Origin of the sequence: Liquorilactobacillus sp. (assembly GCF_047719775.1) — a bacterium.
GTDB lineage: Bacteria > Bacillota > Bacilli > Lactobacillales > Lactobacillaceae > Liquorilactobacillus.
The window spans coordinates 31,563-58,087 of record NZ_JBDNTS010000015.1; the positions used below are offsets into that span (position 1 = coordinate 31,563).

Annotated in this window: 24 protein-coding genes and 1 pseudogene; 23 read left to right on the forward strand and 2 right to left on the reverse strand. The window is 35.7% G+C overall.

The annotated features are described in order from the left end of the window. Nucleotides 1-37: 37 nt before the first annotated feature. The 23 genes and pseudogenes from ABF682_RS08740 to ABF682_RS08850 all read left to right on the forward strand — a co-directional run bounded on the left by ABF682_RS08740 (nt 38) and on the right by ABF682_RS08850 (nt 24,836). Complete coding sequence (locus tag ABF682_RS08740) at nt 38-1,348, forward strand: glycosyltransferase family 2 protein (protein WP_415619558.1); 1,311 nt, start codon at nt 38-40, stop codon at nt 1,346-1,348. Nucleotides 1,349-1,356: 8 nt separating this feature from the next. Beyond that, nucleotides 1,357-2,481, forward strand: a complete 1,125-nt coding sequence (locus tag ABF682_RS08745) for a glycosyl hydrolase family 8 (RefSeq protein WP_415619559.1) — start codon at nt 1,357-1,359, stop codon at nt 2,479-2,481. Between the two features lie 528 nt (nt 2,482-3,009). Continuing rightward, nucleotides 3,010-5,190, forward strand: coding sequence for a dynamin family protein (locus ABF682_RS08750; protein ID WP_415619560.1), 2,181 nt, complete (start codon nt 3,010-3,012; stop codon nt 5,188-5,190). A 64-nt stretch (nt 5,191-5,254) separates the two neighbouring features. After that, nucleotides 5,255-5,713: a GNAT family N-acetyltransferase gene (locus ABF682_RS08755; protein WP_289978331.1), complete on the forward strand. Its 459-nt coding sequence runs from the start codon at nt 5,255-5,257 to the stop codon at nt 5,711-5,713. A gap of 454 nt (nt 5,714-6,167) precedes the next feature. Then, on the forward strand, nt 6,168-6,857 hold the full coding sequence (locus ABF682_RS08760) for a response regulator transcription factor (protein WP_289978334.1): 690 nt from the start codon (nt 6,168-6,170) through the stop codon (nt 6,855-6,857). Nucleotides 6,858-6,888: 31 nt separating this feature from the next. Continuing rightward, a complete protein-coding gene (locus ABF682_RS08765) occupies nt 6,889-8,256 on the forward strand; it encodes a sensor histidine kinase (RefSeq protein WP_415619561.1) in 1,368 nt (455 codons plus the stop codon). A 221-nt stretch (nt 8,257-8,477) separates the two neighbouring features. After that, complete coding sequence (locus tag ABF682_RS08770; protein ID WP_415619562.1) at nt 8,478-9,041, forward strand: hypothetical protein; 564 nt, start codon at nt 8,478-8,480, stop codon at nt 9,039-9,041. 28 nt (nt 9,042-9,069) lie between these two features. Beyond that, nucleotides 9,070-10,011, forward strand: a complete 942-nt coding sequence (locus ABF682_RS08775) for a glycosyltransferase family 2 protein (RefSeq protein ID WP_415619563.1) — start codon at nt 9,070-9,072, stop codon at nt 10,009-10,011. 57 nt (nt 10,012-10,068) lie between these two features. Continuing rightward, nucleotides 10,069-10,731: a VTT domain-containing protein gene (locus tag ABF682_RS08780; protein WP_415619564.1), complete on the forward strand. Its 663-nt coding sequence runs from the start codon at nt 10,069-10,071 to the stop codon at nt 10,729-10,731. Next, nucleotides 10,718-11,368 carry a phosphatase PAP2 family protein gene (locus ABF682_RS08785; RefSeq protein WP_415619565.1) on the forward strand — a complete coding sequence of 217 codons (651 nt, stop codon included), beginning with the start codon at nt 10,718-10,720 and terminating at the stop codon, nt 11,366-11,368. The genes ABF682_RS08780 and ABF682_RS08785 overlap by 14 nt, the downstream gene beginning before the upstream one ends. A gap of 71 nt (nt 11,369-11,439) precedes the next feature. Continuing rightward, the gene (locus tag ABF682_RS08790; protein WP_415619566.1) at nt 11,440-13,419 is read left to right on the forward strand and encodes a hypothetical protein; all 1,980 of its coding nucleotides are present in this window, start codon (nt 11,440-11,442) and stop codon (nt 13,417-13,419) included. Nucleotides 13,420-13,625: 206 nt separating this feature from the next. Next, on the forward strand, nt 13,626-14,165 hold the full coding sequence (locus tag ABF682_RS08795) for a biotin transporter BioY (RefSeq protein WP_415619567.1): 540 nt from the start codon (nt 13,626-13,628) through the stop codon (nt 14,163-14,165). Nucleotides 14,166-14,257: 92 nt separating this feature from the next. Then, the gene (locus ABF682_RS08800; protein WP_289978345.1) at nt 14,258-15,424 is read left to right on the forward strand and encodes a pyridoxal phosphate-dependent aminotransferase; all 1,167 of its coding nucleotides are present in this window, start codon (nt 14,258-14,260) and stop codon (nt 15,422-15,424) included. A 265-nt stretch (nt 15,425-15,689) separates the two neighbouring features. Beyond that, entirely contained in the window at nt 15,690-19,310 is a 3,621-nt protein-coding gene (locus ABF682_RS08805) for a lectin-like domain-containing protein (RefSeq protein ID WP_415619568.1), read from the forward strand. 249 nt (nt 19,311-19,559) lie between these two features. Continuing rightward, complete coding sequence (gene murI / locus ABF682_RS08810) at nt 19,560-20,336, forward strand: glutamate racemase (RefSeq protein ID WP_415619569.1); 777 nt, start codon at nt 19,560-19,562, stop codon at nt 20,334-20,336. A 443-nt stretch (nt 20,337-20,779) separates the two neighbouring features. Beyond that, a complete protein-coding gene (locus ABF682_RS08815) occupies nt 20,780-20,986 on the forward strand; it encodes a hypothetical protein (protein WP_415619570.1) in 207 nt (68 codons plus the stop codon). A gap of 36 nt (nt 20,987-21,022) precedes the next feature. After that, complete coding sequence (locus ABF682_RS08820) at nt 21,023-21,574, forward strand: helix-turn-helix domain-containing protein (protein ID WP_415619571.1); 552 nt, start codon at nt 21,023-21,025, stop codon at nt 21,572-21,574. Next, entirely contained in the window at nt 21,574-21,993 is a 420-nt protein-coding gene (locus ABF682_RS08825) for a protein-export chaperone SecB (protein ID WP_415619572.1), read from the forward strand. The genes ABF682_RS08820 and ABF682_RS08825 overlap by 1 nt, the downstream gene beginning before the upstream one ends. Before the next feature lie 58 nt (nt 21,994-22,051). Further along, nucleotides 22,052-22,348, forward strand: coding sequence for a hypothetical protein (locus ABF682_RS08830; RefSeq protein ID WP_289978358.1), 297 nt, complete (start codon nt 22,052-22,054; stop codon nt 22,346-22,348). A gap of 521 nt (nt 22,349-22,869) precedes the next feature. Continuing rightward, a pseudogene (locus ABF682_RS08835) lies at nt 22,870-23,237 on the forward strand (type II toxin-antitoxin system RelE/ParE family toxin). Continuing rightward, the gene (locus ABF682_RS08840) at nt 23,230-23,517 is read left to right on the forward strand and encodes a helix-turn-helix domain-containing protein (protein WP_415619573.1); all 288 of its coding nucleotides are present in this window, start codon (nt 23,230-23,232) and stop codon (nt 23,515-23,517) included. Before ABF682_RS08835 ends, ABF682_RS08840 begins: the two are co-directional and overlap by 8 nt. A 469-nt stretch (nt 23,518-23,986) precedes the next feature. Then, nucleotides 23,987-24,244, forward strand: coding sequence for a helix-turn-helix domain-containing protein (locus ABF682_RS08845; RefSeq protein ID WP_415619586.1), 258 nt, complete (start codon nt 23,987-23,989; stop codon nt 24,242-24,244). Between the two features lie 337 nt (nt 24,245-24,581). Then, complete coding sequence (locus ABF682_RS08850) at nt 24,582-24,836, forward strand: HigA family addiction module antitoxin (protein ID WP_289978365.1); 255 nt, start codon at nt 24,582-24,584, stop codon at nt 24,834-24,836. A 97-nt stretch (nt 24,837-24,933) separates the two neighbouring features. On the opposite strand, the gene ABF682_RS08855 is transcribed toward ABF682_RS08850, so the two are convergent. Then, complete coding sequence (locus tag ABF682_RS08855) at nt 24,934-25,281, reverse strand: type II toxin-antitoxin system PemK/MazF family toxin (RefSeq protein WP_415619574.1); 348 nt, start codon at nt 25,279-25,281, stop codon at nt 24,934-24,936. Further along, a complete protein-coding gene (locus ABF682_RS08860; RefSeq protein ID WP_415619575.1) occupies nt 25,281-25,544 on the reverse strand; it encodes a type II toxin-antitoxin system PrlF family antitoxin in 264 nt (87 codons plus the stop codon). The genes ABF682_RS08855 and ABF682_RS08860 overlap by 1 nt, the downstream gene beginning before the upstream one ends. Between the last annotated feature and the right edge of the window lie 981 nt (nt 25,545-26,525).

Genomic DNA, 26,525 nt, shown 5'->3' on the forward strand with positions numbered 1-26,525 from the left:
AGAGTTAATCAAAATTTTAAGGTGGTGAATAAAAAAAATGATTAGTCAAGTATTAATGATTATTACGCTCTTTTCTATTTGGATTTCAATACTAATGTCAATGATAGTACTTTTTTCAGCAGTACATTTTTGGATGAAAAACAGTAAGAGAAATGTTGTGATAAAAAAATTACAGAGGTATCCTCTTATTACAGTTGTTGTGCCAGCACATAATGAAGAAATCGTAATTGCTCAAACGGTTAAATCAATCTTAGATATGAATTATCCAGAGGAGAAAATGGAACTTTTATTATATGCAGATAATTGTAGCGATAACACATATCAGGAAATGAATAGAGTCAAGCGCATTCCACAGTATTTAGGTAGAAATATCAAAATTATCGATAGAGAAGGAACTGGGGGGAAAGCTGGGGTTCTGAACGATTCTTTGAAGGTTGCAAACGGTGAATTTATTGGTGTTTACGATGCAGATGCTATGCCAGAAAAGAATGCTCTTTATTTTTTAGTGGATAAAATGTTAGAAGATGAACAACATCATGTTGCAACTTTTGGTAGAAATAAGACAAGAAATGCTAATCAAAATTTTTTAACGAAATGTATAAATCAAGAGATTGTTGTTACTCAGAGAATTCAACATATAGGATTATGGCATCTATTTAAGATTGGAAGAATTCCTGGAACAAATTTTATTATAAATACTGAATTTGTAAAGAAAATTGGAGGTTGGCGCAATGGTGCTTTAACAGAGGATACCGATATTTCCTTTAAAATAATGCAAGGTGGCTCCTTAATTGCATTAGCATATAATTCAGAGGCTTTTCAGCAGGAACCTGAAACATTGAGTTCATATTACTTACAACGAAAGAGATGGGCAAAAGGCAATTATGAAGTTGTTATAGCCAATTTTAAACATCTGTTTGACAGAAGTAGTTGGCGTGTAAAATTAGAAACATTTTATTACAGTTGTACTTTTTTTTGGTTTAATATTGCCATTGCTTTTTCAGATGTTATTTTTTTGGCAAATATAATAACACTTTTCTTTATGCAATTTATTTCTAACTTATCACTACCATTTACCTTTTCTACAAGCAATATATATATTACGCAGCTTTTGTTGTTTAATTGGATGATTATGATTTTTCTATATTTATTACAAATTGGTATTGCAACAGCTTCTCAATTTGGTCAGACAACAACAAAACAGATATGGTTAGCTTTAGCCTCATATTTTACCTATACACAGTTATTTTTAGTTGTTTCAATTTCTGCAATTTCTTCAGTATTTATGGACAAAATACTTAGAAGAAAAGGTAATAAATGGATTAAAACAAAAAGATTCAACGATTAGGAGAAATCATGAAAAAAACTGTTTTTATCTATACATTTTTTACAATGGTAATAATAACTGTTAGTATTATCTTATTAATAATTAGGCAAAATAGTCCAAGAGAATTACAAATCTCAATATACAATCAATGGAATGATTCATTTGTTCGTAAAATAGCGAGAGGAAAAAAGTCTTATATTAACACAAAAAATACGAAAAATACTAACATTGTTCTTTCAGAGGCACAGGGTTATGGAATGTTGATTGCAACAGAAGAATCATATGGCGATTCTAAGACTGCACAAAAGACTTTTGATAGATTAGATAATTATTATTTGAGTAATAGGTATGCAAAAACAAATTTAATGTCTTGGAAACAAATTATATCAAAGAATACCAATCACATAAAAAAATATCGTAACAACGCAACTGATGGTGATTTATATATTGCCTATTCATTAATAAAAGCTGCCAAGAGATGGCCACAGAAGGCTTTTTACTATAAAAAGCAAGCAAAATTGCTTTTAAGAGATATACTTAAATGTAATTATAATAGTACAACTGGCTCTCTCATGGTTGGCAATTGGGCAAGCGGAACAAAGTATGCAAATTTATTACGTACTTCTGATGTGTTACCAGGACAATTTGAGCAATTTTATCGCTTTACAGGAGATAAAAGTTGGTTACGCATAAAGAATAATATGTTGTCTAGCTTAGTAAAATTAAGTAAGGAGCACAAAACAGGACTAATTCCTGATATGGCCTGGATAAAAAAAGATGGCAGTGTTGTTAATGTTGGCAATAAAAGCAATTTTGGCAAATACAATTACTGTTATTATTACAATGCATGCAGATTACCTTATAATTTATCGCAGAGTGATGATACTAAGAGCAAGCAGGTTTTACATAAGATGATGAAATTTTTTATGTCAAGAGAATATATTGCTGGGGGTTATACATTGAGTGGACATCAATTATCAAATTTTCAGTCTGCAAGTTTTGGTGCTCCCATTTTTTATGCCGCCAAGAATTCACAGAAGTACAATAAACTAATTCAAATGGAAAAATATATTTTTATGCAGAAACTTGAAACTGATAACTACTATCAATCTGTATTAGTAACTTTAGCTAGTGAGAAATTTGAAAAAAATTAATAATTTTAATTCTTAATAAGTTGAATAATTGATAAGATAATGGTCTGAATTGAAAATAATACACATCAAAATGGAAAAATTTGTGTTTCAAATATCTTGGAATGCAACCTTTTTTGTAGGGTTAAGTATTTCATTGAAATTAGTTATCTGATAAATATAGAATGCTGTATTATCTTCGATATGGTTATTTCATAATAATGTGTGATGATTAAAAATAATTTTAAATATAAACTTATCGAAATTACTAATTTTTCTTGAAAATAGATCGACATAAGATTTTAATTCAGAATTAATTTTATTCACCATGCTAATGGTTAGTGTAATTTTGTCCTTGTTAGCTGCAAAACAATGAGATGCCTTACGCATGTTTCATGTAGACTTTTTCAGCTCTAAAAATTTTTAAATTAACATATTATTTAGAACTTAGTGAATCTGTTCTTGCTTCCTACTTTAATTTTAATATTCCTAAGCCGATTTATCTTATAACGGAGTTGCAATTGGATTCGGATACACTTGGGGGATTAAGTCATGGATGGAGAATTTGATTTAAACTACTTTAGAGAAGAAATTATAAAAATGAACAGACAAGAATTTGCCAATCTAATGGAGATAGAAATGGTAACGCTTAAGATGTGGGAAGAAGATCCTGATAGTCTCACGATGAGAATCTATAAGGAGATCGCTGTTAAAACTAATTATACATTGGAACAGCTATTCAGTTTAAAAAATCAAATTTTTTTACCATGGGAACTAGATGATGAAATTATTGAGGAAAGGGAAGAATTACTAAAGAAGATACTTGAAAACGAACAATCTTTCGCAAGTTCACTGCTGGAGATTGAGCAGACAAAACTCGGTGAAGATGCTGAAATCAACGTAGCAGAAGTCAAAGACTATTTTGAAGAAGTAAAAAAAATTGGACCATTATGCCGCAATAAACTCAACAAACCATTAGTTGCTTTTGTAGGCTCATCTGATGCAGGGAAAAGTTCACTAATAAATGTCATATTAGGGACAGATTTAATGCCAACTGCATTTCAACCGATGACTGCTGCAATCAATTATGTATATCATGTTTTAGATAAACCGAATAATATCGAAGGTGAAAATAATACAATTGTAATTCGGGCTGACCATAAGCTAGTGGTGAACATCTCGAATTTGGCGGATATAATTGAAGCTGATGAACACGTTATTGCAATTGGTAAAACAAATTTGATTCGGGAATACGGTCTTAATAAATACAATGAAGAAGACAGTGAAGAAAATAAAGGGGAGCTTACTTATATTTTTACCTTTGTAGATGCACCAATATTAAGAGGACTTGCGTTCATTGATACTCCTGGAATCAGTGCAAACGAGAAAGACAATCAAACTGCATTTAAAGCTTATCAGTATGCAGATGTTACGCTTTATTTGTCACAGCTGGCCAGTTTTTTACGTGAAGAGGATCAGGGGTTTATTAAACAAATTATGGATTCTTCATCTAGAGAGTTTGATCAGAATGGGAGAGTTCCCTTTAATAACTTATTATTTGTGGGAAGTCACGCAGATTCTGTTGGAAATAATGACATAAGTGAAATCTTCAAGCGTGCTGTTGCAAGGTTTCTAAATGTACAGACGAGCACATATTTTACCAAGTTTGGTCCAACCTATAGTCAGCAAGCATTTCGCAGTCGCTTTTACTCATCTGATATTAAGAATCCACAGCTTTCACAGCCATTCAAACAAGCATTCATAGATATGATGGAGAATGTTTTGCGAGTCAAAGTAAAACAAAGCATGTTGTTGCAAAAGAATGTAATAGAAGAGATGATTGCTGCAGGGAAGCGCATCGAAGAACGCCTAACAACACGAATTAATTCTCCAGCAACAACGGAAAGTCTTAAGAAGTATAAGTTTCAACAAATAGAAGAGGAATTATTAAGATTATCTAACACTAAAAAGGAAGTTTCTATCAGAGACTTCCATAATGCATATGCGAAGATTTTTACAATCAATGCTATAGAAGAATTAATTAAGAAGAAGGAATTCAAGAATAAGCAAGACGATAAAAAGCAACTTGTGGTTTTGTTGCAGAACATGGTAGATGAGAAGCTGCAAGCAATATTGAGGGAAAACTCATCTGATTTTTCCAGTAAGATGGATGGATCAATAAAAAAGTTCAATGATTTTTTTTATTCTGAGAATTTTGACTTCACTAACCTGTTCATTAAATCTTCAACAGGTGTGGCGGCTAGCCTTGGAGTTTACGGAGCTTTTTCTGTATTATTTGGCAGCTTGGGAAATCTTGGAGGATATATTCTCGTTACGCAAATCGCAAGCCTTTTGAGCTCAGTTGGCTTATATGGTGGAACTGTGTCAGGTGCAGCAACAGCAATCTCAGCCATTGGAGGTCCACTTACATTAGCGCTTGCAGTGCTTGTCTTCTCTGGTCTTGTAGCTTTCAATATTTTCGGAGATGGTTGGATGAGAAAATATGCAAAACAGTTGATTAAGCAATTTGAGCGCTTGAGTGTTGAACAGAAGTATAGTTTGGAGATTGCAAAGTATTGGGATGATACTGCGAAGATCACGGCGGAAGCAATCAAAAAAGTTGAAGAGGATTATGTACAACATCAAAGAGAGACAGCACAAACAATTCAAGCGGAGATGCCATTTTTGAGCAGTCTACTGGAACTAATAGAATCATATAGAATTGACTTTTGACTATACACATGTCATAATTCGCCTATTATTATAATTACGCATTATATTTTGTTGAGGGGGATTCATGGACTTAAAAAAAATGGATCTAAAGAACTATGAAAAGTACATCATTGGGAACCTTAAGGTATATGCAGCCGAAAAGGTAAAGGCAGGAACATGGAAAGCTGAAGAAGCTCTGGACTTGGCACAAAAAGAAAATAAGCAGTTACTTCCTGAAGGATTAGAAACAAAGGGAAGTTATTTCTACACTCTTAGTATTGACGAACGGATTATTGGATACTTATGGTTTGCTAAAAATCAAATGAATCAGAGTGACGCCTTTATTTATGACTTTGCAATTGAACCAGAGTTTCAAAACAAAGGATTTGGGACGCAAGCACTGGAACAGATCTTTATAGAGGCTAAGAAATTAGGCTTTGAGAAGATTAGTCTGCATGTTTTCGGTAGTAATCAGAGAGCGATTCATGTGTATCATAAACTCGGCTTTTTTAATACTGATATTAATATGAGTCACAATCTGTAAATCACAGGAAGTGAATCAAAAGCTGACTTTTGAATACCAAAGAAAAGTCAAATATCATTAAAAAAATGGATTAATGTTTTCTGTATTCAGCAGACATTAATCTATTTTTTTGGTAATTTTTCGCAACAATTAATTAACAAAATAAAATTGTTAACTAAAACTGAAAGCGGTCTTACCATTGTGTCTTATGAGCCATATTTACACCTCTATCTATATTCTCAACAAGCTAATTAATTCTTTTTCTAAATAATGAGTCAAAACCACTTATAATTCATGAAAGCAATCTGAGAAATTCTCATAAAAAAGCAGGTAGCAGCTGATATAATGAAATTGGGTAAAAGAGTGTGACATAAGATGTTGAAATTTGAGTGAATAGATTAAGTTTGAAATTTTTGTATTAAAATAGATTGACGCGAATTCTCTAAATATCAGAATTTGCTTTGGAGGGAATATGATGAGTAAAACAATTTTATTAGTAGAAGATGAACTCGGATTGGTTGCTTCTTTAAAAAAAGAATTGCAATTTGAGAATTATCAAGTTCTGACTGCTTCTGATGGTGTCGCAGCTTTGAGCGTTTTTGATAAGAATCAACAGACAATTGATTTAATCATTTTAGATTGGATGTTGCCTAAGTTAGATGGTTTAGGAGTACTTAGGCGAATTCGGCGGGATTATGGTATTCCAGTTATCATGTTAACTGCTCGTGATTATACCGGAGATAAAGTGGCAGGTTTGACTGGCGGAGCAGATGATTATATTACTAAACCATTCGATATTGAAGAATTGCTTGCTAGAATCACGGCTGTTTTGCGGCGACCAAGACAAATATTGGACAACTACCAAGTCTATCAACTCGATGATTTAGTTCTTGATACTGGGAAACGTCGGATTACACGTGGGGACCATAGCATTCAATTGACGCAACGAGAGTATCGGTTGTTAGTGGAGATGTTTAAGGTTGTTGGTAAGGTGTTTACGCGTAATGAACTGCTTGACTTGGTTTGGGGCAGTGACTTTGAGGGTGAACCTAACATTGTGGATGTGTATATTCGCTATTTACGAAATAAAATTGATGAATTCCCTAATTCAAAAAAACTAATTCATACTGTTAGAGGTGTTGGCTATTCACTGACAGACAACTAACGGGAAGTGATGCTAGGTGAAGGTAAAGAAGATGAAAATAAAGATTAAGAAAGAACAAAATAGCGACTCAATTATGCTGCGAAGTTTCTTATTACTGATCACAGCAATAATTATCAGTTTTAGTATTATTACAACGGTTGCTGTCGGACATCAGCTGCTGGAAACTAGCCGCACGACTTCAAACAATATTATTAAGAGTCTGGAGCGGACAGTGATTGATGGCGATCATGACTGGAAACAGTGGCGTTTCAACAGTACTTTGAATACCAGCACGAGTTACGTGCATGTTAGGAATATCCGCCAAGATGCCAAGACGAAAAACTACTATTCACCTGATGCTAAGAATCTATTGAAAATCAAGCCCCAGAAACTTTTTTTAATTCATGGGCTCTATTATCGTCCTAAGATCGGTTTCCTGCTTTATAATACGGGGCATGCCAAGGGAATTCATTATAGTTTATGGATAAAATTGGATTCGCAATTGAAGATTTTGGAAAGAGTTATTATCATAACTGCAATCATTTTAGTTTTAACACTCCTGACGCTGCCGTTATATATCAGGCTGATTGCCCAACGATTAACAGGTCCATTGAGTCAGTTAACTAAAAGTGCGGAAGCGATTTCTGTTAAAAAGATTCAGACGACGGACAAGCTACCTATTCCGGCAACACCAACAGAAGTCAAGCAGCTGGCTACCAGTTTTAATCGTCTGCTGACAAACTTATATGATAAAACGGAAAAAGAAAAAATTTTTGTTTCGAACGCCGCCCATGAATTACGAACGCCGATTGCAACTATCCAAAGTCACGTTCAATTAATTCAAAGACATGGGCATGACCATCCGGAAATAGTTCAGGATTCCTTGGATTATATATACCAGGAAGCCGAACAAATGACAAAACTAATCGAAGAGTTACTGACCCTTTCGCGAGCAGACAAAATGACGCTGACACTGCAAAAATATGATATCAGTCAGTCCTTACAGAAGCTTGCCAAGGAAATGAATTTACTTTTTCCACAGCAAATAATTACTGATATTCCAACTATGATAGTTATTACAGGGCATCAAAAAAGCATTGAACAGATTCTGATTATCCTGTTGAATAATGCCAGTAAATATTCACCGCAGGATTCAGTAATTGGACTGACTCTTGAAAGAAGTTCCAACGGATTAATTATTAAGGTTGCTGATCAGGGAAGAGGAATTGCCGCGCAAGATAAGGAACATATTTTTGAAAGATTTTATCGTGCAGATGACATTCGCGGTTCAATTACTGGAACAGGGTTGGGGTTGGCAATTGCCCAACAACTAGCTCTTTTAAATCATGCCACTTTGAGAGTTACGAATAATCAAACACGAGGCACTATTTTTTCTTTAGAATTTAAAATTAGTTTCTGAAATAATTTAATTTTAGCCCTTAGCGCTGCTAGTCATTCAGCTAAGAGCTTTTTTGTTTCTAAAAAAATCTCATAATCTTCTCAGTGAGCGTTACTTTTAACGATAACTAAAAGTTGCTAAACTTGAAATTGTTCAAGTGAGAGGGGCTAAGAAGGGGGAGATAAGCGCTGTTTTTAATTAAAAAAAAGTTCAGTTGGTTAATAACTGGTGCTATCTCTTTAATGTTATACATTATTTTACTGCTGCTGGTTTATTTAAAAGCACCATATTTCAGGTCCATAGATATGAGCTTGCAACAATTTATGCTGACTGTGAGATCAAGTGGGCAAAATCAAATTTATCCCATTGTTTCGTTTTTCAGCAACATTGTAAGCACCTCTGTATTAATAATTATCATTGCAGTTGCTATCTGGCAGTATTTTCAACGAATAATAAATGCTGTCTGGGTAATATTTGTCCATTTTAGCAGCGTAATGTTAACGCTGTTAATTAATTGGCTTTCACAGGGGCTGCATCTTAAATACCCTGGGTTGGTATTAATTAATGATCATATTCTGGCAACAGTCATTATTATCTTAATTGTTCTAACAATTATTCTCCCGATACTTGTTGATCAAGAAGTTCAGTTATTAACAATCTTGCTAGCTTTTCTGTGGCTGGGGTTGGTAATTACCGCACAGCTGTATAGTGGAGGAAGCTCTTTTACTGGAATGCTGGCAAGTTCGTTAGTAGCACTGGTTTGGTGGGAAATCATGCGGATAATTTATTTTGCCTGTGACTTTTAAATTTTTACATTGAAGAAGAGGATTAAATATGGAGAAATTAACAATTGTTGTACCAGCTTTTAATGAAGAAGAAGTATTGAATAATACATTGCAAAGGTTATTAAAGATTGAAAGCAAACTAATTCAAGCTCAAATTCTCGACTATTCTTCTGACATTTTGGTTGTCGATGATGGCTCGGCTGATCAAACTTGGAAAATTATCAAGCATTATCATGAGAAAAATAAAAGTATTAAAGGAATTAGGTTAAGCAGAAACTTCGGTCATCAAAATGCATTAATTGCAGGGTTTCAAGCGGTTGTCGCTTCAGCTGATTTGGTAGTAACCATTGATGCGGATTTGCAGGATGATCCAGAATCAATTAATGAAATGATCAATTGCTTTGCTGGTGGAGCTGAGATCGTCTATGGAGTCAGAAACGATCGAACCACAGATACTTGGTTCAAGCGTAATTCCGCAGCCCTGTTTTATAAATTATTAAATATACTTGGAGTTAAGCTGATTCCTAATCATGCCGATTTTAGATTGATGTCGCAGCGGGCGGTTAAAACCTTTTTGCAGTATAAAGAACGTAATTTATTTATCCGCGGAGTAATTCCATTATTAGGTTTTAGCACGGCTAAAGTCTACTACAAGAGGACTCCGCGATTAGCAGGAAAATCAAAATATCCATTCAAGAAAATGCTGGCTTTTGCTTGGAACGGAATTACGTCATTTTCAATCATCCCTGTGAGATTCATCTTAGCACTAGGCATTTTCACTAGTTCTCTGGGAGTCGTGATGTTCTTTTATTCAATTATAACTAAATGGGTGGGATTAACTGTTCATGGGTGGTCCTCCTTAATGGTTTCCATCTGGGTTTTAGGCGGTCTGCAGATGATTAGTCTAGGAATAATTGGTGAGTATATTGGGAAGATAATGACCGAAGTAAAGCAACGTCCACGATATACCATTCAAAGTTATCTAAAATAAGGCAGTTCCAATGTTTTTAAATAGCATAGTTCTCAAGAAAAAGGGGTTTCGTTGTTAATGATAAATCTAAATAGCTTTATAGTCAGCATTGCTGGTCAAGGTACTTGGATAATATATGTCGTATTATTTTTAATAATTTTTTGTGAGACGGGATTAGTAATTATGCCATTCTTACCCGGTGATTCTTTATTATTTTTGTGCGGGTCAATGGCAGCTTTATCCAATTCATTTTTTAACATCCAAGCGTTGATAATTTTATTATCAGTGGCGGCCATTTTAGGTGATAGCTTGAATTTTGAAGTTGGAAAGTATTTTGCAAGATCTTTTACGCAACCTAAATGGGCAAAATGGATTAATGCTGCTTATCTGAAAAAAGCAAACAGCTTCTTTAAAAACTATGGTGCCAGTGCAGTTTTTCTAGGTCGCTTCGCTCCCATAATCAGAACATTGATTCCGTTTACTGCTGGAATTGGCAAAATGCCATATCATAAATTTGCCTTCTTTAATATGTGCGGCGGTATTGTATGGGTTAGTTTTGTTCTTTTAAGCGGGTACTTCTTCGGGAATATTCCACTAGTAAAAAATCATTTTGAGCTACTAATGATAGTAATTATCTTAATTTCGTTACTCCCAATTGTTTTATTTAAATTCAAGAAAAGTCAGCATTCTACTACTCGCAGTAAAGACTCGAAAAGAAGTGATTTGGATGAGAAAAAATAAATTTTTAACAATAGTTGGCGGAGTAACGGCATTATTGTTTATTTCCTTGACGATTAGTATTAAAACTTCGGCGATTTGGCTGCAGACACTTGATACAGCAGTTCAAAATCTGATAGTACCTACTGTAAATCCCGTTGCTACAAAGTATATCAGCTTAATTGCCATTCTAGGCAGTCCGTTTGTTGCTATTTGCTGGACAATACTAATTGCTTTTCTACTGTGGCGAAAGGAACGCAATTTGATTAATGCAGGGTGGCTGCTGATTACACAGTTCAGCGGCTGTACAGTTGCTTTAATGATAAAAGAATTGGTTCATCGTTTTAGGCCGGCAGATCAAGTTATCAAAAATGGCGGTTTTAGCTTTCCAAGTGGTCATACTTTTGCAACAGCAATTGTTGTTTTAGCAGTCCTTTATTTCATTGTTCCTTGGCTGCAAGATCGAGAACTACAATTCGTTGTTTCCTTATTATCAATCGGCTGGGTGATTCTAATTGGTTTTACACGATTATATTTAAGAGCACATTTCTTTAGCGATGTTTGCGGTAGTTTGCTGCTAGCCATTACTTGGTGGGAAGTCATGAAGTTATTTTATTTTAGACTTTGGCAAAAGTTCTTTCATACAAATAGGGGAAATTGATAAAAGGCAAAGATTTTTTCGAACATAAGAAATGACATCCTTTACTCAATTAATTAAGGCAGGAAACGCATATGAAGTATTTTAAACAATTTTTTATAATTTCTTTGGGTATATCCCTGATAATCGGAATTATTTCAAATTTATTTTATCCGCAAAATCTTAGCGAAACATTAATTGTCAGTGCATTATCGCTAGGGATTGGTTTTTGTTTGCCAAAATTCGCTTGCTGGGCGAATTCACTCTCAAAAAGCAGGGTTTCAAAAATAATTTACCTGATAATGGGTTTGATTTTAGTCGTACAATTGCTGATCCTCATCTTTTTCCCAGTGACCGTCTACCATGATCCGTTTCGTGTGCTTCATGAGGCTGAATTACTAAGCCGCAATCACCCTGATTGGGATAATTCAACATATTTTTGGCGTTATTCCAATAATGTTCCCTTGGCTTATTTCTTATCCTTGTGGCTAAGGCTGACTAATGTATTCCAGATATCAACTAATGCTGCATTACACATATTGTCTTTGCTTTTTTTGGATGGATTCATTATTTCAAGCCTGAAAACTTGTCTGAATTTTGTTAAAAGTCATACGCAGGTGTTAGCATTAGCTCTTTTTTTCCTATTAGGTCCATTCGCCTATACGTATTACCTGCAAGTCTTCTATTCTGATCTGCCAATCTTACTGATACTGTTATTGACCTTTAACTTGTTGGTACGCTGGCCCAAGAGCAAAAAGACTCAATTCATTAGTACAATTTTTTTATTTCTAATAATCGTTTGTGGTCAGCTGATTAAAGCTAATCTGATTATTTTTTCAATTGCAATTCTGATTTTAATTGTTGATTTATTTATGTATAAAAAACAGGTTTTGAGAAAAATGATTGTGCCACTTGCCGTGATCTTATTTGCTTTTGCGGCAACATTTCCAGCTAGTCAGGCAGTTAGTGCTGCTGCAGGTTTCAAATCCAACAACCGTTATCAATTTCCGGTGACCCATTGGATCTGGATGAGTTACAATCCTGCCAGCCATGGTACATATAACGGCAGTGATGTGGGAAAAATGATTAGTTTGCCATCTAAGTCTTCCCGACAAGCATATATTGCCAAGGCTTTGCCGGAACGTTTAAGTCGCCTAGGAATTAATGGGATATTACGGCAGTGGGCTGCAAAAGTTGGAATTTTGTTAAGTGTTAATGATATTCAGAGTGCTTATACCGGTGGCTTCATTCAAGTACCGCGAGTCTATGCCAAGTGGCAGTCAAAAGTGCATGTTTTAAGTCAGGCGATTATGCGCAGCGGCTTCATCTGGATTTATTTGATTGCTTTGAGCAAATGTTTAGAATTGCTTAAACGGCAGACAGAGCTCGATTCTATTCGTGAACTGGCTATCATTTTGGCAAGCGGTTATATTTTTTTTCACATGTTGCTGTGGGAATCAGAGAGCCGCTATGGACAAGTTCTTTTGCCTTTGCTGTTAATCATCAATACCCTGCCCATAAGAGAAGCAAAGGTTCAAGAAATTCAAAAAAAGCAGGTTCGATTGTTTAGTTCTTTGCATACTAAAGCTGGCCCACTTATTGTTTGTCTGATTGTGATTTTGAGCAATCTTATTAATTGGCATGAACCTGCAGGACAGATCATCGCTGCACAAAGAAGTCAGCTTTCCTTGCAGTATCATACGAAGGAGACTTGGGTAGCGCCTGGGAAGTTTGTTGCTCAACAAATGGTCATCAAGCACGAAGTTACGCTATTTTCAGTGGCAGTTCCGCAGGGCTCAAAATTATCTGGAGAATTGATCAATTATCGGACGAAGCGGCATTATTTGCTAAAACATGGGTTAAAAGCAGGCAGTTCATCATTAAGCTACCATGGTAAAATCACAGCGGGGTCCTATCAAATATTTTTAGTGAACAAGGATAGTCAGATGCAGCCCATCGAAATTGTTCAGACTGTTAATTATCAACTCGCGCCATACCCAGTCAAGATGAATGTACGGACTATCAGATTTGCATCATTAGTCTATAAGGCAACTTATAGCAATGGAAAAAGTTGAAATGGCTTATTTTTTGAATTTGATGAACTAGAATTATGATAAAGATAGTAAAATATTTAGCGAATGGTTTAAGTTTAATAAATCTGTAGCTATATGTGATTGACAGTTCTAAGTCTTCTTTTATTGTTAACCTTATTAAAATAATGGTTGACAGTTAACTTTTGAATATTTACAATGAGGATATCAAAGTGAGAAGAGGGTAATTTATGAAGAGTCAAAAGCTTCATCTTTTAGTATTATCAGGAATCTTGTTAGCAGCAATGATCGTTTGTTCACAGATTACAATTCCGCTGCCAATCGTACCGCTTACAATGCAGACATTTGCAGTTGGGTTGATTGCAAGCCTGTTGCCAGTTACAGATAGTTTTACTGTATTATGTATCTATCTAATAATGGGTGCAATCGGGTTACCGGTTTTCGCCGAATTTTCTAGTGGATTAGCTGTTTTAACAGGACCAACTGCGGGCTATCTTTATTCATTTCCAATATATTGTTTGATAACGGGATTGATTCTGAAGTACTGGGGAAAGAATTATTTGTCACTGTTCAGCGCAAATCTAATTGGAATGCTTGCTAGTCTTTTAATTGGTTCTTTGTGGATGCTTCCAAATCTGCATCTTAGTCTGCATGCGGCACTGATGACAGGAATGATTCCATTCATTATTCCAGGAATTATTAAGGTACTGTTAGCTGTAGTAATTGCACAGCGACTGCAAGGAATAGTCCAAAGACAATTGATAGGGTAGTTTAGCGATTCAATTATCTGAAGCAAAATACTTTTCTATTGTGCTATAATGTTCCTTAAGTTTGAGATTTATTTACAATAAGGAGCATTCAGATGGTAAATAGTAAATTTAATGAGAAAATCGAGCAAATAGGTATTTCAGATATTAGACAATTTGATACAGACACAAGTGATATTCCCGGCATCATCAAGCTGACACTTGGAGAACCTGATTTTAATACACCGGAACATATCAAGAAAGCTGCCATTAAGGCAATTGAAGATAATCAGTCGCATTATTCTCCTAATGCAGGGATTCCAGCTCTGCGTGAGGCAGTTGCATCGTACTACGACGAGAAATTCGACTTGAATTATTCGGCACAGCAAGTTGTAACAACTGTAGGAGCAACAGAAGCAATTGCAGCTAGCCTGCAAACCATTATAAATTCGGGAGATACTGTAATTATCCCGACACCAATTTTTCCCATCTACATTCCAATTACAAAAGTTAATGAAGGCAATGTAATCATGGTTGATACAAGTGATGACGGTTTTGTCTTAACTGCTGAAAAATTGGAGCAGGTGATTGATGAACATCCGCTGGCTCGTGTCAAAGCGGTTGTATTGAACTATCCAAGCAATCCAACGGGAGTGACTTACTCGCGTAAACAAGTTGAAGAGTTGGCAGAAGTTATTCGCAACCGTAATCTTTGGGTAATCAGTGATGAAATCTATGCTGAATTGACGTATACCAAAAAGCATTTTTCTATTGCGCGTGCTATTCCAGACAGGACAATCTTGATTACGGGCCTGTCGAAATCACATGCGATGACTGGTTGGCGGATAGGATATATCCTAGGACCACAAGATTTTATTGACCAAGTTGTGAAATCACATCAGAACTTTGTTACAGCTGCTACGACGATTTCGCAATTTGCAGCCCTTGAAGCAATGACTAATGGTAAAAGTGATAGCAAATTAATGGTAAAAGAATATGGAAAAAGACGCGATTTTATGATGAAGGAGTTAGCAGAAGTTGGATTCAAGATAGCGAGTCCTGATGGGGCATTCTATATCTTTGCTAAGATTCCTGCTAATTGCCCACAAGATTCATGGACCTTTGTGCGTGCCTTGGCGAATGAAGCACATGTTGCAATTATTCCTGGTGTATCATTTGGACCTGGTGGGGATGGTTATGTGCGTATCAGCTATGCAGCAAGTCTTGAAAAATTGAAAGAAGCAGCAAAGCGTATTAAGACATATGTGAAGAATAGAAAGTAAATAAAAAGGCATAATGACAAAAGCAATTTGATTTTGTTGTTATGCTTTTTTTGTGCAAAAAACAGTAATTAAAATTTAGACACTAGATATCAAATGGTTGTCAAGAAACTATTTTATGAGATTGTATTAAAATTGCATCTTTTGTGAATCTCTTTTATTCTCCGTTTTTTAAATAAAACTAAAAATAAGAAACAAATTATAAAAATTTGTAACTTATAATCAAACTAATGTAACGGTTTGTTTTAAAAAAACAGGAGGGGTTAAAATGGATTCAAAAAAGATACATTACAAGATGTATAAAGCCGGCAAAAACTGGCTATTTGCAAGTATCGTTGTAGTTAGTTTTGGTTTGGGCAGCAGTATGGCAGTAACGAAGGCAAATGCTGACAGCACTTCTTCGACAAGTACAGCCACCAGCGACAGTACCTCCGCCGTAAGTACAAGCGAGTCGTCTGCAAGTAGCGCCACAGCAAGTACAAGCAGTGAAGCAACAAAGGCAGCTGCAACATCTGAAGACACAAGTAGTACGACAGCAAGTACAAGCAGTGAAACAACAAAGGCAGCTGCAACATCTGAAGACACAAGCAGTACGGCAGCAAGTACAAGCAGTGAAGCAACAAAGGCAGCTGCAACATCTGAAGACACAAGTAGCGCTGCAGCAAGTACAAGCAGTGAAACAACAAAGACAGCAGCAACATCTGAAGACACAAGTAGCACCGCAAGCACAAGCAGCACACAAGATTCAACTGCAGCAACTACAAACGGTGAAAGTTCAAGTAGCAGTGCGGCAGCAAGTACATCGTCTGAAAGTGCAGTAAATACAGCGACAACTGACAATAGTTCAACTAGTACGGATAATGATTCAAATAGTGTACAAGTTTCTTATACGACATTGCTTAGCCAGTTAAATGCTGATGCAACTTTGAGTAGTGCTAATAACAGCTTTGTAAATGTTACCGCAGCAAATTTTCTAGATTATTTTACCCTTAACGGGTCAGCAACATATGATGAATCTACAGGTATTGTGACACTTACTACTAATGATAATAATTTAGTGGGGAATTTTTCACTTAAAAGCAAGATAGACATGAATACAAGCTTTACCCTTACTGGAAGTGTGAACCTTGGTTCTAATCCTAATGGAGCAGATGGAATTGGTTTCGCATTCCATAATGGAAACACAAGTGATGTTGGGAATGCAGGGGGTAACCTCGGAATTGGTGGCTTGCAAAATGCAATTGGGTTCAAATTAGATACATGGAGTAATGGTTATCAAGCACCTGATGAGAATGTTTCGGGTGCACAAGTTCCATCCACTGATTCTAATGGCTTTGGCTGGAATGGTGATTCAATAAGTGCTCCTTATGGTACATTTGTTACTACAAGCGACAAACAGATTGAAACAAAAGATGGCACAGAAGTTCAAAGATGGTGGGCTGAAGATGTAGCTGGATCTGCGCAATCATTAAGTAAGACTGATATTGATGGGCAATTCCATAACTTTGTTGTAAGCTATGATGGCAGTACACGACTTTTAACTATTAAATATACACAAACAGACGGGACAATTTTAACATGGAGTACTACAGTGGATTCTTCATATCAGGCAATGGCTTTGATTATCAGTGCTTCAACTGGTGGAGCCAAGAACTTGCAGCAATTCAAGATTACCAGCTTTGATTTCCAAGAAGCCGCTACAGTTGATGTGAAGTATGTTGATCAACAGGGTAATGTGCTGACAACTGGTGAAGTGACTTATCCAAGTGGACCATATGTGAATGGAACTTACACTACAGAGCAAAAAGAAATTCAGAATTATAAGTTCGTTGGGATGGGTAATAGTATGACTGCCAGTGGGAACTTGACTGAAAATGGCAGCAATGGAACTGTCATTTACGTCTACGCTCCTGACTATCAAGCAACTTCAAAAACAGTTAATGAGACAATTAACTATGTCGACCAAAACGGAAAGACGGTAGCGGCTTCATCTACGTCGGCAGTAACCTTTGTCACGGTAACTAACCCAGTTGATGGCAGTATAACCTACTATTATAAGAGCGGAGCGGTTGCTACACCGACAATTGGCAACGATGGAGTTCCAGAAGGTGATGGCTGGACGCAGACAGACAGTGCAAGCTTTGCAGAAGTTGCCAATCCAACGGTTGCTGGCTATAAGGTAATCAGTAACGATGCCCCAGCTAGTGATTTGACAAAAGTTGCAGCACAACAAGTAACAAATGACAGCACAGACCTGAACTATACAGTTGTTTACGCTCCTGACTACCAAGCAACATCAAAGACTATTAACGAAACTATTAACTATGTTGATCAGAATGGAAAGTCAGTTGCGGATTCATACAAAGCAACACCAGTGACATTTGTCACGGTAACTAATCCAGCTGATGGCAGTGTGACCTACTATTATAAGAGTGGAGCAGTTGCTACTCCAACAATTAGCAACGATGGAGTTCCAGAAGGTGATGGCTGGACAAAGGCAGATAGTGCAGACTTTACGGAAGTTGCCAATCCAACGATTGCTGGCTATAAGGTAATCAGCAACGATGCCCCAGCTAGTGATTTGACAAAAGTTGCAGCACAAGAAGTAACAAATGACAGCACAGACTTGAACTATACAGTTGTTTACGCTCCTGACTATCAAGCAACATCAAAGACTATTAATGAAACTATTAACTATGTCGACCAAAATGGGAAGTCAGTTGCGGATTCATACAAAGCAACACCAGTGACATTTGTCACGGTAACTAATCCAGCTGATGGCAGTGTGACCTACTATTATAAGAGTGGAGCAGTTGCTACTCCAACAATTAGCAACGATGGAGTTCCAGAAGGTGATGGCTGGACAAAGGCAGATAGTGCAGACTTTACGGAAGTTGCCAATCCAACGGTTGCTGGCTATAAGGTAATCAGTAACGATGCCCCAGCTAGTGATTTGACAAAAGTTGCAGCACAACAAGTAACAAATGACAGCACAGACTTGAACTATACAGTGGTCTATGCTGCAAATAAGGAAGCTGCTAAGGTCACATATATTGACGATACAACTGGTAAGACCTTAAGTGCTAAAGATCTTTCTGGATCATTCGGCACAACAGATGACTATCGGACAGCAGATACGATTAAGGATTATGAGAATCAAGGGTATGTTTTAGTCAGTGATGGTTACCCAACTAACGGGGTCGTTTATGACCAAGACGGTGTGGTTAAGAGTTATGAAATTCATTTGACACACGGCACTACTGAGAATACTGAAAGTAGTAAAGTAAATGAAACAATTCATTATGTTTATAGCGATGGAAGTAAAGCAGCAGATGATTATAATGCAACTGCACTTGAGTTTACAAGAACAGTTACAACGGATAAAGTAACTGGTGAAAAGACTTACGGGGCTTGGACAGCTAAAGACGGTTCGAGTTTTACAGCGGTAACGTCACCAACAATCGCCGGTTACACACCAGATCAAGCTGCAATTGCTCAAATTGATGGAATTACTGGAGATTCAAAGGATATTGAAAAAACAGTTGTTTACACAAAAAATGCTGATCCAGTTGTGCCTACAACACCAGTGACTCCTGCAACACCGACAACGCCAGCAACACCGACAACACCAAGTAATAATGGTGGCAACAACAATACAAGTAATAATACTACGTTGACTAGTAGTGCATCAGCGACAACAACAACACTGAGCAATGTTACGACGAAGCAAACTTCATCTAAGATAACTGGAGCTTCTGCGTCAAGTCTGCCACAGACTGGTGACGAACAAAGCAGCAAGGTATCTGTCATAGGTACAATTCTAATTGTTTTGGCAAGTATTGGTACATTATTCGGTTTGGGAAAACGGAATAAGAAAGAGTCAAAATAGGTAGCTGCCTGAAAAATTAAAAGACAATCTAAAAAGAATGACAAAAAATCGGAATGAAAGACTTCCGGTTTTTTGTATGCAATTGATGATGTTTAAAAAAGTATATAGGCACCAGACAAAAGTTTTGGAGGGAAGATTATTCTTAGCTTGGTCCTTAGAAAATATCGCAAATCATAATGATAGTTTAGTGAATGTTCTTGATTATGATAGTATAATAGCAAGTATATCGATATAAAGGAAGTATGGCTAATGTATGAAATAATGAAAGACTGTCCCATTGGAGTCTTTGATTCTGGTGTTGGCGGTATCAGCGTTCTCCGTGATTTACATCGCCTTATGCCCCAGGAAGATTATCACTTTTTTGGAGACTCGGATAATGCACCATATGGCATCAAAACTACAGATGAGGTCAAGAAGTTGAGTTTTGATATTGTCGATCATTTTGTTGAGCAGGAAGTTAAAGCCATCGTGGTTGCATGCAATACTGCTACAAGTGCAGCGGTTGGGGATATTCGGCAAGCTCATCCGAACCTCACAGTAATCGGACTTGAGCCAGCTATTAAACCAGCAGTGTTAAGAAAGCCTAATTCGCAGATTCTAGTGATGGCGACACCGCTGACATTGAGAGAACAGAAGTTCCAAGAATTATTGAAACAATATGAGAATCTCGCAGACCTAGTGCTGGTTCCGGCACCAGATCTCGTTGAATATATTGAACAAGGCGATCTGAATTCACCAGCTGTGATGAATTATCTGACAGAATTGTTAGCGCCATATAAGGAAACGGCAGACTCAATCGTATTGGGCTGCACGCATTTTCCATTCGTGAAGTCTGCCATCCAAGAGGTGATGGGTGACAAGCAATTCATTATTGATGGCGGGCCAGGAGCAGCCAGAGAACTGCAAAGAATTTTGCGTGACAAGGAATTGTTACAGCCTCTGAATCATCAGGGGAGAGTTACCTTCGCTAATAGCGAGATAGGAACAGGCAAGATTGAGCTGAGTGAAAGATTGTTCAATGCGTAAAGGCATGATCTGGTTACAAATGTAGTAAATATTTTTGCGATTTTTGATTAATATGTCTTGAGATATGAATTTGCAAAACGTATATATGGATATAGAAGCAGAAGTAAAAAGTATATTGAGCGTAATTAGAAAAGCAAGAAATACATTTTAAAATTTAGCTTTTAAGATAAAACAAAGCATGAAAATGGAAAAGTAGCGCCAATATGTTTTAGTGAATACATTCTATAGTGCATAACAAAATGAAAAGTATATAAAATCAGAAATTTTTGCTAAAAAAGGTTATTGATAGTCTTAATGCGTATATAAAATTAGGCTTCGAGTTTAGAAGTTATAATTGTCAAATAGATAATGCAACTAAATTTATTAATATACTGTTAAGTAAAGCACATCCGTATCTCACGAGATACAGATGTGCTATTATATATAAAGATGATGTAGTCTGAATGTGTAATTCATTGACTTGGCAAAATTATATTTCAGGACCAATAGCGGATAACCATCAGCCACCTGTTCCTGGCAATATCTGGATTTTTGGGTTAGATATAGATAATCTATCTTGCTATTTAAAATTTCAGGATAAGCCAAGTGGGACTGTTCTGTGGATTTCATTACACGAAGCAGAACACCCATTGTACTTTCCATATAGATAACTAGCTAAAGTTAGTAGAAAAAGAGAGGGTATTGCAATGAAAAAAATAAAAAAATTCTATAACCCCGAATTGGAGACTACAGAAAATTATACCGAAGTTTGGAAACCAGAAGTCATAGAAGTTAAAGATGAGGCTGATTTATTAGTGTTAAATCACTATTGGCAGGATAAACATGGTGACTTGTGGGGAGATTTCGATGATCCAATGGAAAATGTTAGAAGAGGATTTGACGCCTATAGAAAACGTAAAGGTTACATGACTCCTGATGACATTAGAAATTTGCGTAATCAATTAAACATGTCAGTAAGAGACTTTGCTAATGCTATTGGAATTGGATTCTCGTCATTAACACAGATTGAAAACAATCAACGTGTGCAGGTGAGATATCAAGACATTTTATTCAGACTTGTTAAGGAAAATTATGAATATCAGAAGAAAATACCTGATATTTTGCAAGAACTTCCTGAGCAACCATTACTTAACAAGCTTGACTCATCTTCATATATCTCTGACGATATTTCGTATACTACCTCGCCGATATACAAAGATAATCTGTTCTTTTACAATAAGTTAGGAGATGTAGCATAGTGAGTGCTTTACAATTTTTGGGATATAAGGTTATGCAAATGAAATATGAGCGAAATACAGAATTTGAATCTGTAAAAGAACCTATTTCTTTAGAACCCAAGATGACAACAAAAATCAATTTAGAAGATAATAATATTAATATCACATTATCAGTTGTTGTTGGTTCTCTAGAGCATAAAAATATTCCATTCCAAGTTAGCTGTTCTATAATAGGAACCTTTGTTTATAAAACCGATGAAGACACCACAAAGATTGATTTGGACACTTTAATACGTAATAACGCAGTCGCTATTCTTTATCCATATGTCCGTGCTATTATCGCCACATTGACAACGACATCTAATGAATTTCCTGGTTATAATATGCCAACTATTAATGTTAGTAAGGTTCTAGCTCAACAAGATAAAAAGAGAGTGTGATGTAAGTGAAGTGCCTTACAAAACTTGGACATGAAAATTAAGTTTTGGAGGTGCTTTTTTGACGCCAAATAATAAGATTAATTGTAGTTTGATTACTTTTGGTTTTACTAAACTAAATGGGGTAAATACATATTCTCCTGAAAAAATGACTGCGAACCAGTTAACCGATTTTTTTGGAAGAATAACAAACATTATTAATGATGAAACTACTCCTAAGAAAAAGCAATGGGTTTTAGAGAAAGCGGGATTTACCATGAGTTTACGTGATATGTTAATTGCAGATAATCCTACAGCAAAAGAAGTACTTAAGTATCAAAATAGTTGCTGCTTATTCAAAACTTATTTTGAAAAGTAGGTTTAAGAATAACATGGATCAATCAGAAATGTCCGAATATCTGGGAATATCTAATGACCCTTATAGATAGTATGAAGGTGGTTCTTTGGATATGAGTGAATTAAAGTATAAAGAAATTATTAATTTAATCACTTGAATGGGCAAGTCAAACAAGAAAAAGTTAAGAATGCTAACTTGTTACGGGTATTGAAGAATAGGGGTACGCAACAGTTGTTTATTGGGGAAGCCAGCCCCAATAAACAACTGACACAAGCTAAGCAATCTTTAGAACGACATAATCAAAAAACGGATAATTACCGACATGAGCACATGGTAGATTATTGACGGACACGTTAATGAACTTACTGTATGACAATCAGCAGGAGCAGACACAAGCAAAAAAAACAAGCGGATCTAGCATATGAATTAAAGAGAAAGCAACGGCAACACCATAAAAAAGGGCGACATTATGGGACGTTACATAGATAAAGAAATCCTGACTTATCTTTTGAATTAAATTCAATATATGACATAATTAACTTATGAAAACACCAAAGTTTAAGAGCTATCAACGATTAAACGGTCATGATGAATTTGTGGAGTTTTATCAACAATTGTCGGTCAAAGATCGTAAAAAATTAATTGCATTAATCCAAGCAATTGAACAACAAGGACTATTAACAGCTGCATGGAGTGGATCAAGAAATTAGACAGTAATCTATACGAGATTAGGTCCAAAATTGCTTCAAATATTCAAAGAGGCTTGTATTTTCATGCCGAAGAAGAGCAATACATTATTACGCATGGTTTTACTAAGAAGACCCAGAAAACACCAGTACGTGAAATCAAGCACGCTAAGGAAATTCGAGCAGAATACTATCAACGAAAGGAAGATGAAAAGAATGGCTAATAAAACTTATTTAACAGATATTGATGATATTTTTACCCAAGATTTAAAAGATCCAACCTTTGCCAATGATGTCAAAGCAGAACTAAATAAATTGAATAGTGCTGTGGCAGTACGCAATGAACGTGAAGCTTATGGTTGGACACAGCATGATTTAGCAGAAAGGTCAGGTTTACCACAATCAACAATTGCGAGAGTGGAAAATGGTGCTAACACAAGCATGGATACCATTTCAAAGATTGCGAATGCGTTTGGCAAGTCACTGCAAATTAGTTTCGCTTAGTCTGTATGATGATTAATATTTTAAATGGCATTTAAAGAGGCATTCATGGATAAACGAATGTCTTTTTTAATACTTAGTGTGTAATTGAAAATTAAGACAATAACTTTAGAGTATCAACAAGCTTAAAAAAGAAATTTTAACTGAGTTTGTTAAAGAAAGCTAAAAAGGATGTTTATGTAATAACTGTTGAAAAATTAGCATATGTGTTTCAAGTTTCATAAGATGAATTTGGCAGTTTATGGAACATTAGACTTATTCTAAAAATGAATATGGTGAGTTTGTGACACCAAGCCAAGACTGTGTTGATATGTATTATTTTTTGGTTAACGATGTGGAGCTCTTTCCTGCAAGGTACTCGGTAACTATTTTAGTACGAAACTCGAAATTGAATCTAGACATAGTGAACCCCCAAGGTTGAACACGCAATTACGCTATTGGAAGATTGGTTAGCAAGAAAGGGTGAATAATGATGAGATTAGCAGATTTAAAAACAAGTTTCTCTTCAATTCCGCTAGATGAAAAGTTTATTATTGATACTATGGCTGAATTATATGCCGAACGGATTAGAAATAACGTGTCACAGCAAGAACTAGCAGAACGAATTGGTATGAAGCAGCCACAAGTAGCTAAACTCGAAATGTTAGAATCTGTACCAACTCTAAAAACTTTGAACCGGTATGCTAAAGGGTTAGGATTAAAATTAAAAGTGGATTTAGTTCGTGTTTAAAATTTTAAAATGAAAAGTCGCTTTCGAAATTTTTAGAAGTGATGTGAACTCCTAAAGTTGGAACATAATTTTGGGGGTGTTTACTTTTATTTGTGGCGTTTCCGGTTTTAGCTAGTCCGTAAACCACGTTGTTATCAGCGCAACCGCAAGTGGGGCAAAGAAAGAAGTAAACAATTTTTACACCTCCCAACCGTTGTAGACTGGATAGGTAACGGTTTCAATATACCTTATTAAATATTTTGCCGTATATCATTTATTTTCGGCTTAACCCAGTATAAAAAAACAACGTGGCTTGTGTAAAAAGTATTATATTATTATCCAAAAATGTGTCCACTTTATGGAGCCTTTGAACTTCTCAGCCTATGCATTGGCAAAGAAGATCAATGTACCAACGTCTAGAATACAAGATATTTTACATGATCGGCGACAAATCACTGTTGATACATCTGTTAGATTAGGCAGGTTTTTTGGAGTTTCTGACCGCTATTTTTTAAACTTACAAAATGATATAGATATTCGTAATGCCGAAGAAGAAAAAGGGAATGAGTATAGTCAGATTCGACAATATCAATTTAATAGCCATGAATCATGATTTTAGATTCGGGGTCCATAATTAAAAATCCCCCCATCTATGATGTAGATGTTGGGGACTATTTTGCTGTTTTTATTAATAAATTGACATCTGTTTTTCAGAAAAATTGTTGGACTTTTGTACTAATTGAACTAATTTCTTGCTGAGATAAAGTGCCCACAACTTCTCCATCTGATTGTTTTGTTGGATCGACGGCACGGACATGTTGTAATAACGCTGTTCCGTGGACTTCTCCCTTGTCTACTCCAATAAATAAAGGTGATTCAACATACTTTTCTAAGGTGCGATATTTATCAGACGTACTGATTGGTACAACCAGTATCGTATTAAAATAGCGATTATAGTGATCGTTGCTTACAACTAAACACGGTCGCTTTTTCTTAGTTTCAGTGCCTTTAGCTGGATCCAAATTAATCCACAAAATAGCGCCTTGTTTTAATTTCATTAATCAAAATCTTCACTTTCTACGTCTTTACCCCAATCAATTTCTGTTGTACTGAGATTTCCGAACTTTTTTTCTTGTTCATCAACAAGTTGCCATAGATCAGGTTTGCTGCGTACAATCATTACCTTACCATTTGGCTCAATTTGCCACTCAATCGTATCAGCAGATTGAACTTTTAACAGCTCACGTACTGTTTTAGGAACTGTAATCTGATTTTTACTTGTGATTTTCGAACTAACTTTAGTTACGTTACTTGCACTCACAATATCATCTCCTTACTTTTTCCTTACATAAATAATAACATAACTATTTTTATATCTCAAGAAAAGGAGAAAAAATTATGCAATAAATTGTCTTACATATTAAAGACTCAAACATCCTGCAACGAATTCAAAAATGTTTGTTAGAAGATTTTCAGGTTGGTAAAGCTACTTTTTCAGCAGTCTCTAGTTATTAGGTTGATCGTTTTTATTTTCTGCGTCTATCTGTAATATAGCAATCATTGGACTTTTGTTTTAACGTTTGGCTAGTATTAGATATCCCTTGTATAATTGAAAATTGTAGAAAAATTAAGGCAATTAAAAACAGAATATTCACGGTTAAAACAAGCTGAGAGTACTTCGCAGCAAGACACTTGTGAAACTCTAGCTGTAGCTTTCCAAAGATTTTTTAAAAAACTTGGTGGATATCCTAAATTTAAGTCGCGAAAGTTTCCAAAGCAAAATCCTTAGTGTGGTTAATCCATACGCAGCTAGATAGAGATATAAATACAAGCAAAAATATATTAAAACTTGGTTTGGGCTAAACTTTAGTAAATAGAGTAAACCGCTGTCGAATACTGAAATGTATGAGATAAGTTATGCTTGTTCCTAGAAGCTTGGTACTTTAATGCCGATGTAATCACATGAAATATATTCAACTTGATAAATTAGGCTCTCTAGATTAATTTCTAGGGAGACTTTTTTTGTACATAAAAATAGACCCTCAGAGAGTTAAGTCTGAGAGTCCATGAGTGATGTGGATTGATTAAGTCCACTTTTAAAGGGATTAACCCAATAACTATCACAATCTCTATGCTCATATTAGCATGCTCTATCAACATTGTCTAGTATCTGATATACTGATTAAGGCTACAGTACAAGGCTGATTACCTTTAATTAAACTGTATGCTAAGGGGTGAAACCCAATGACTTTAACAATCTCAGCTTCTTTAGTCGTTCAACTATTTATCATTTACATGATAT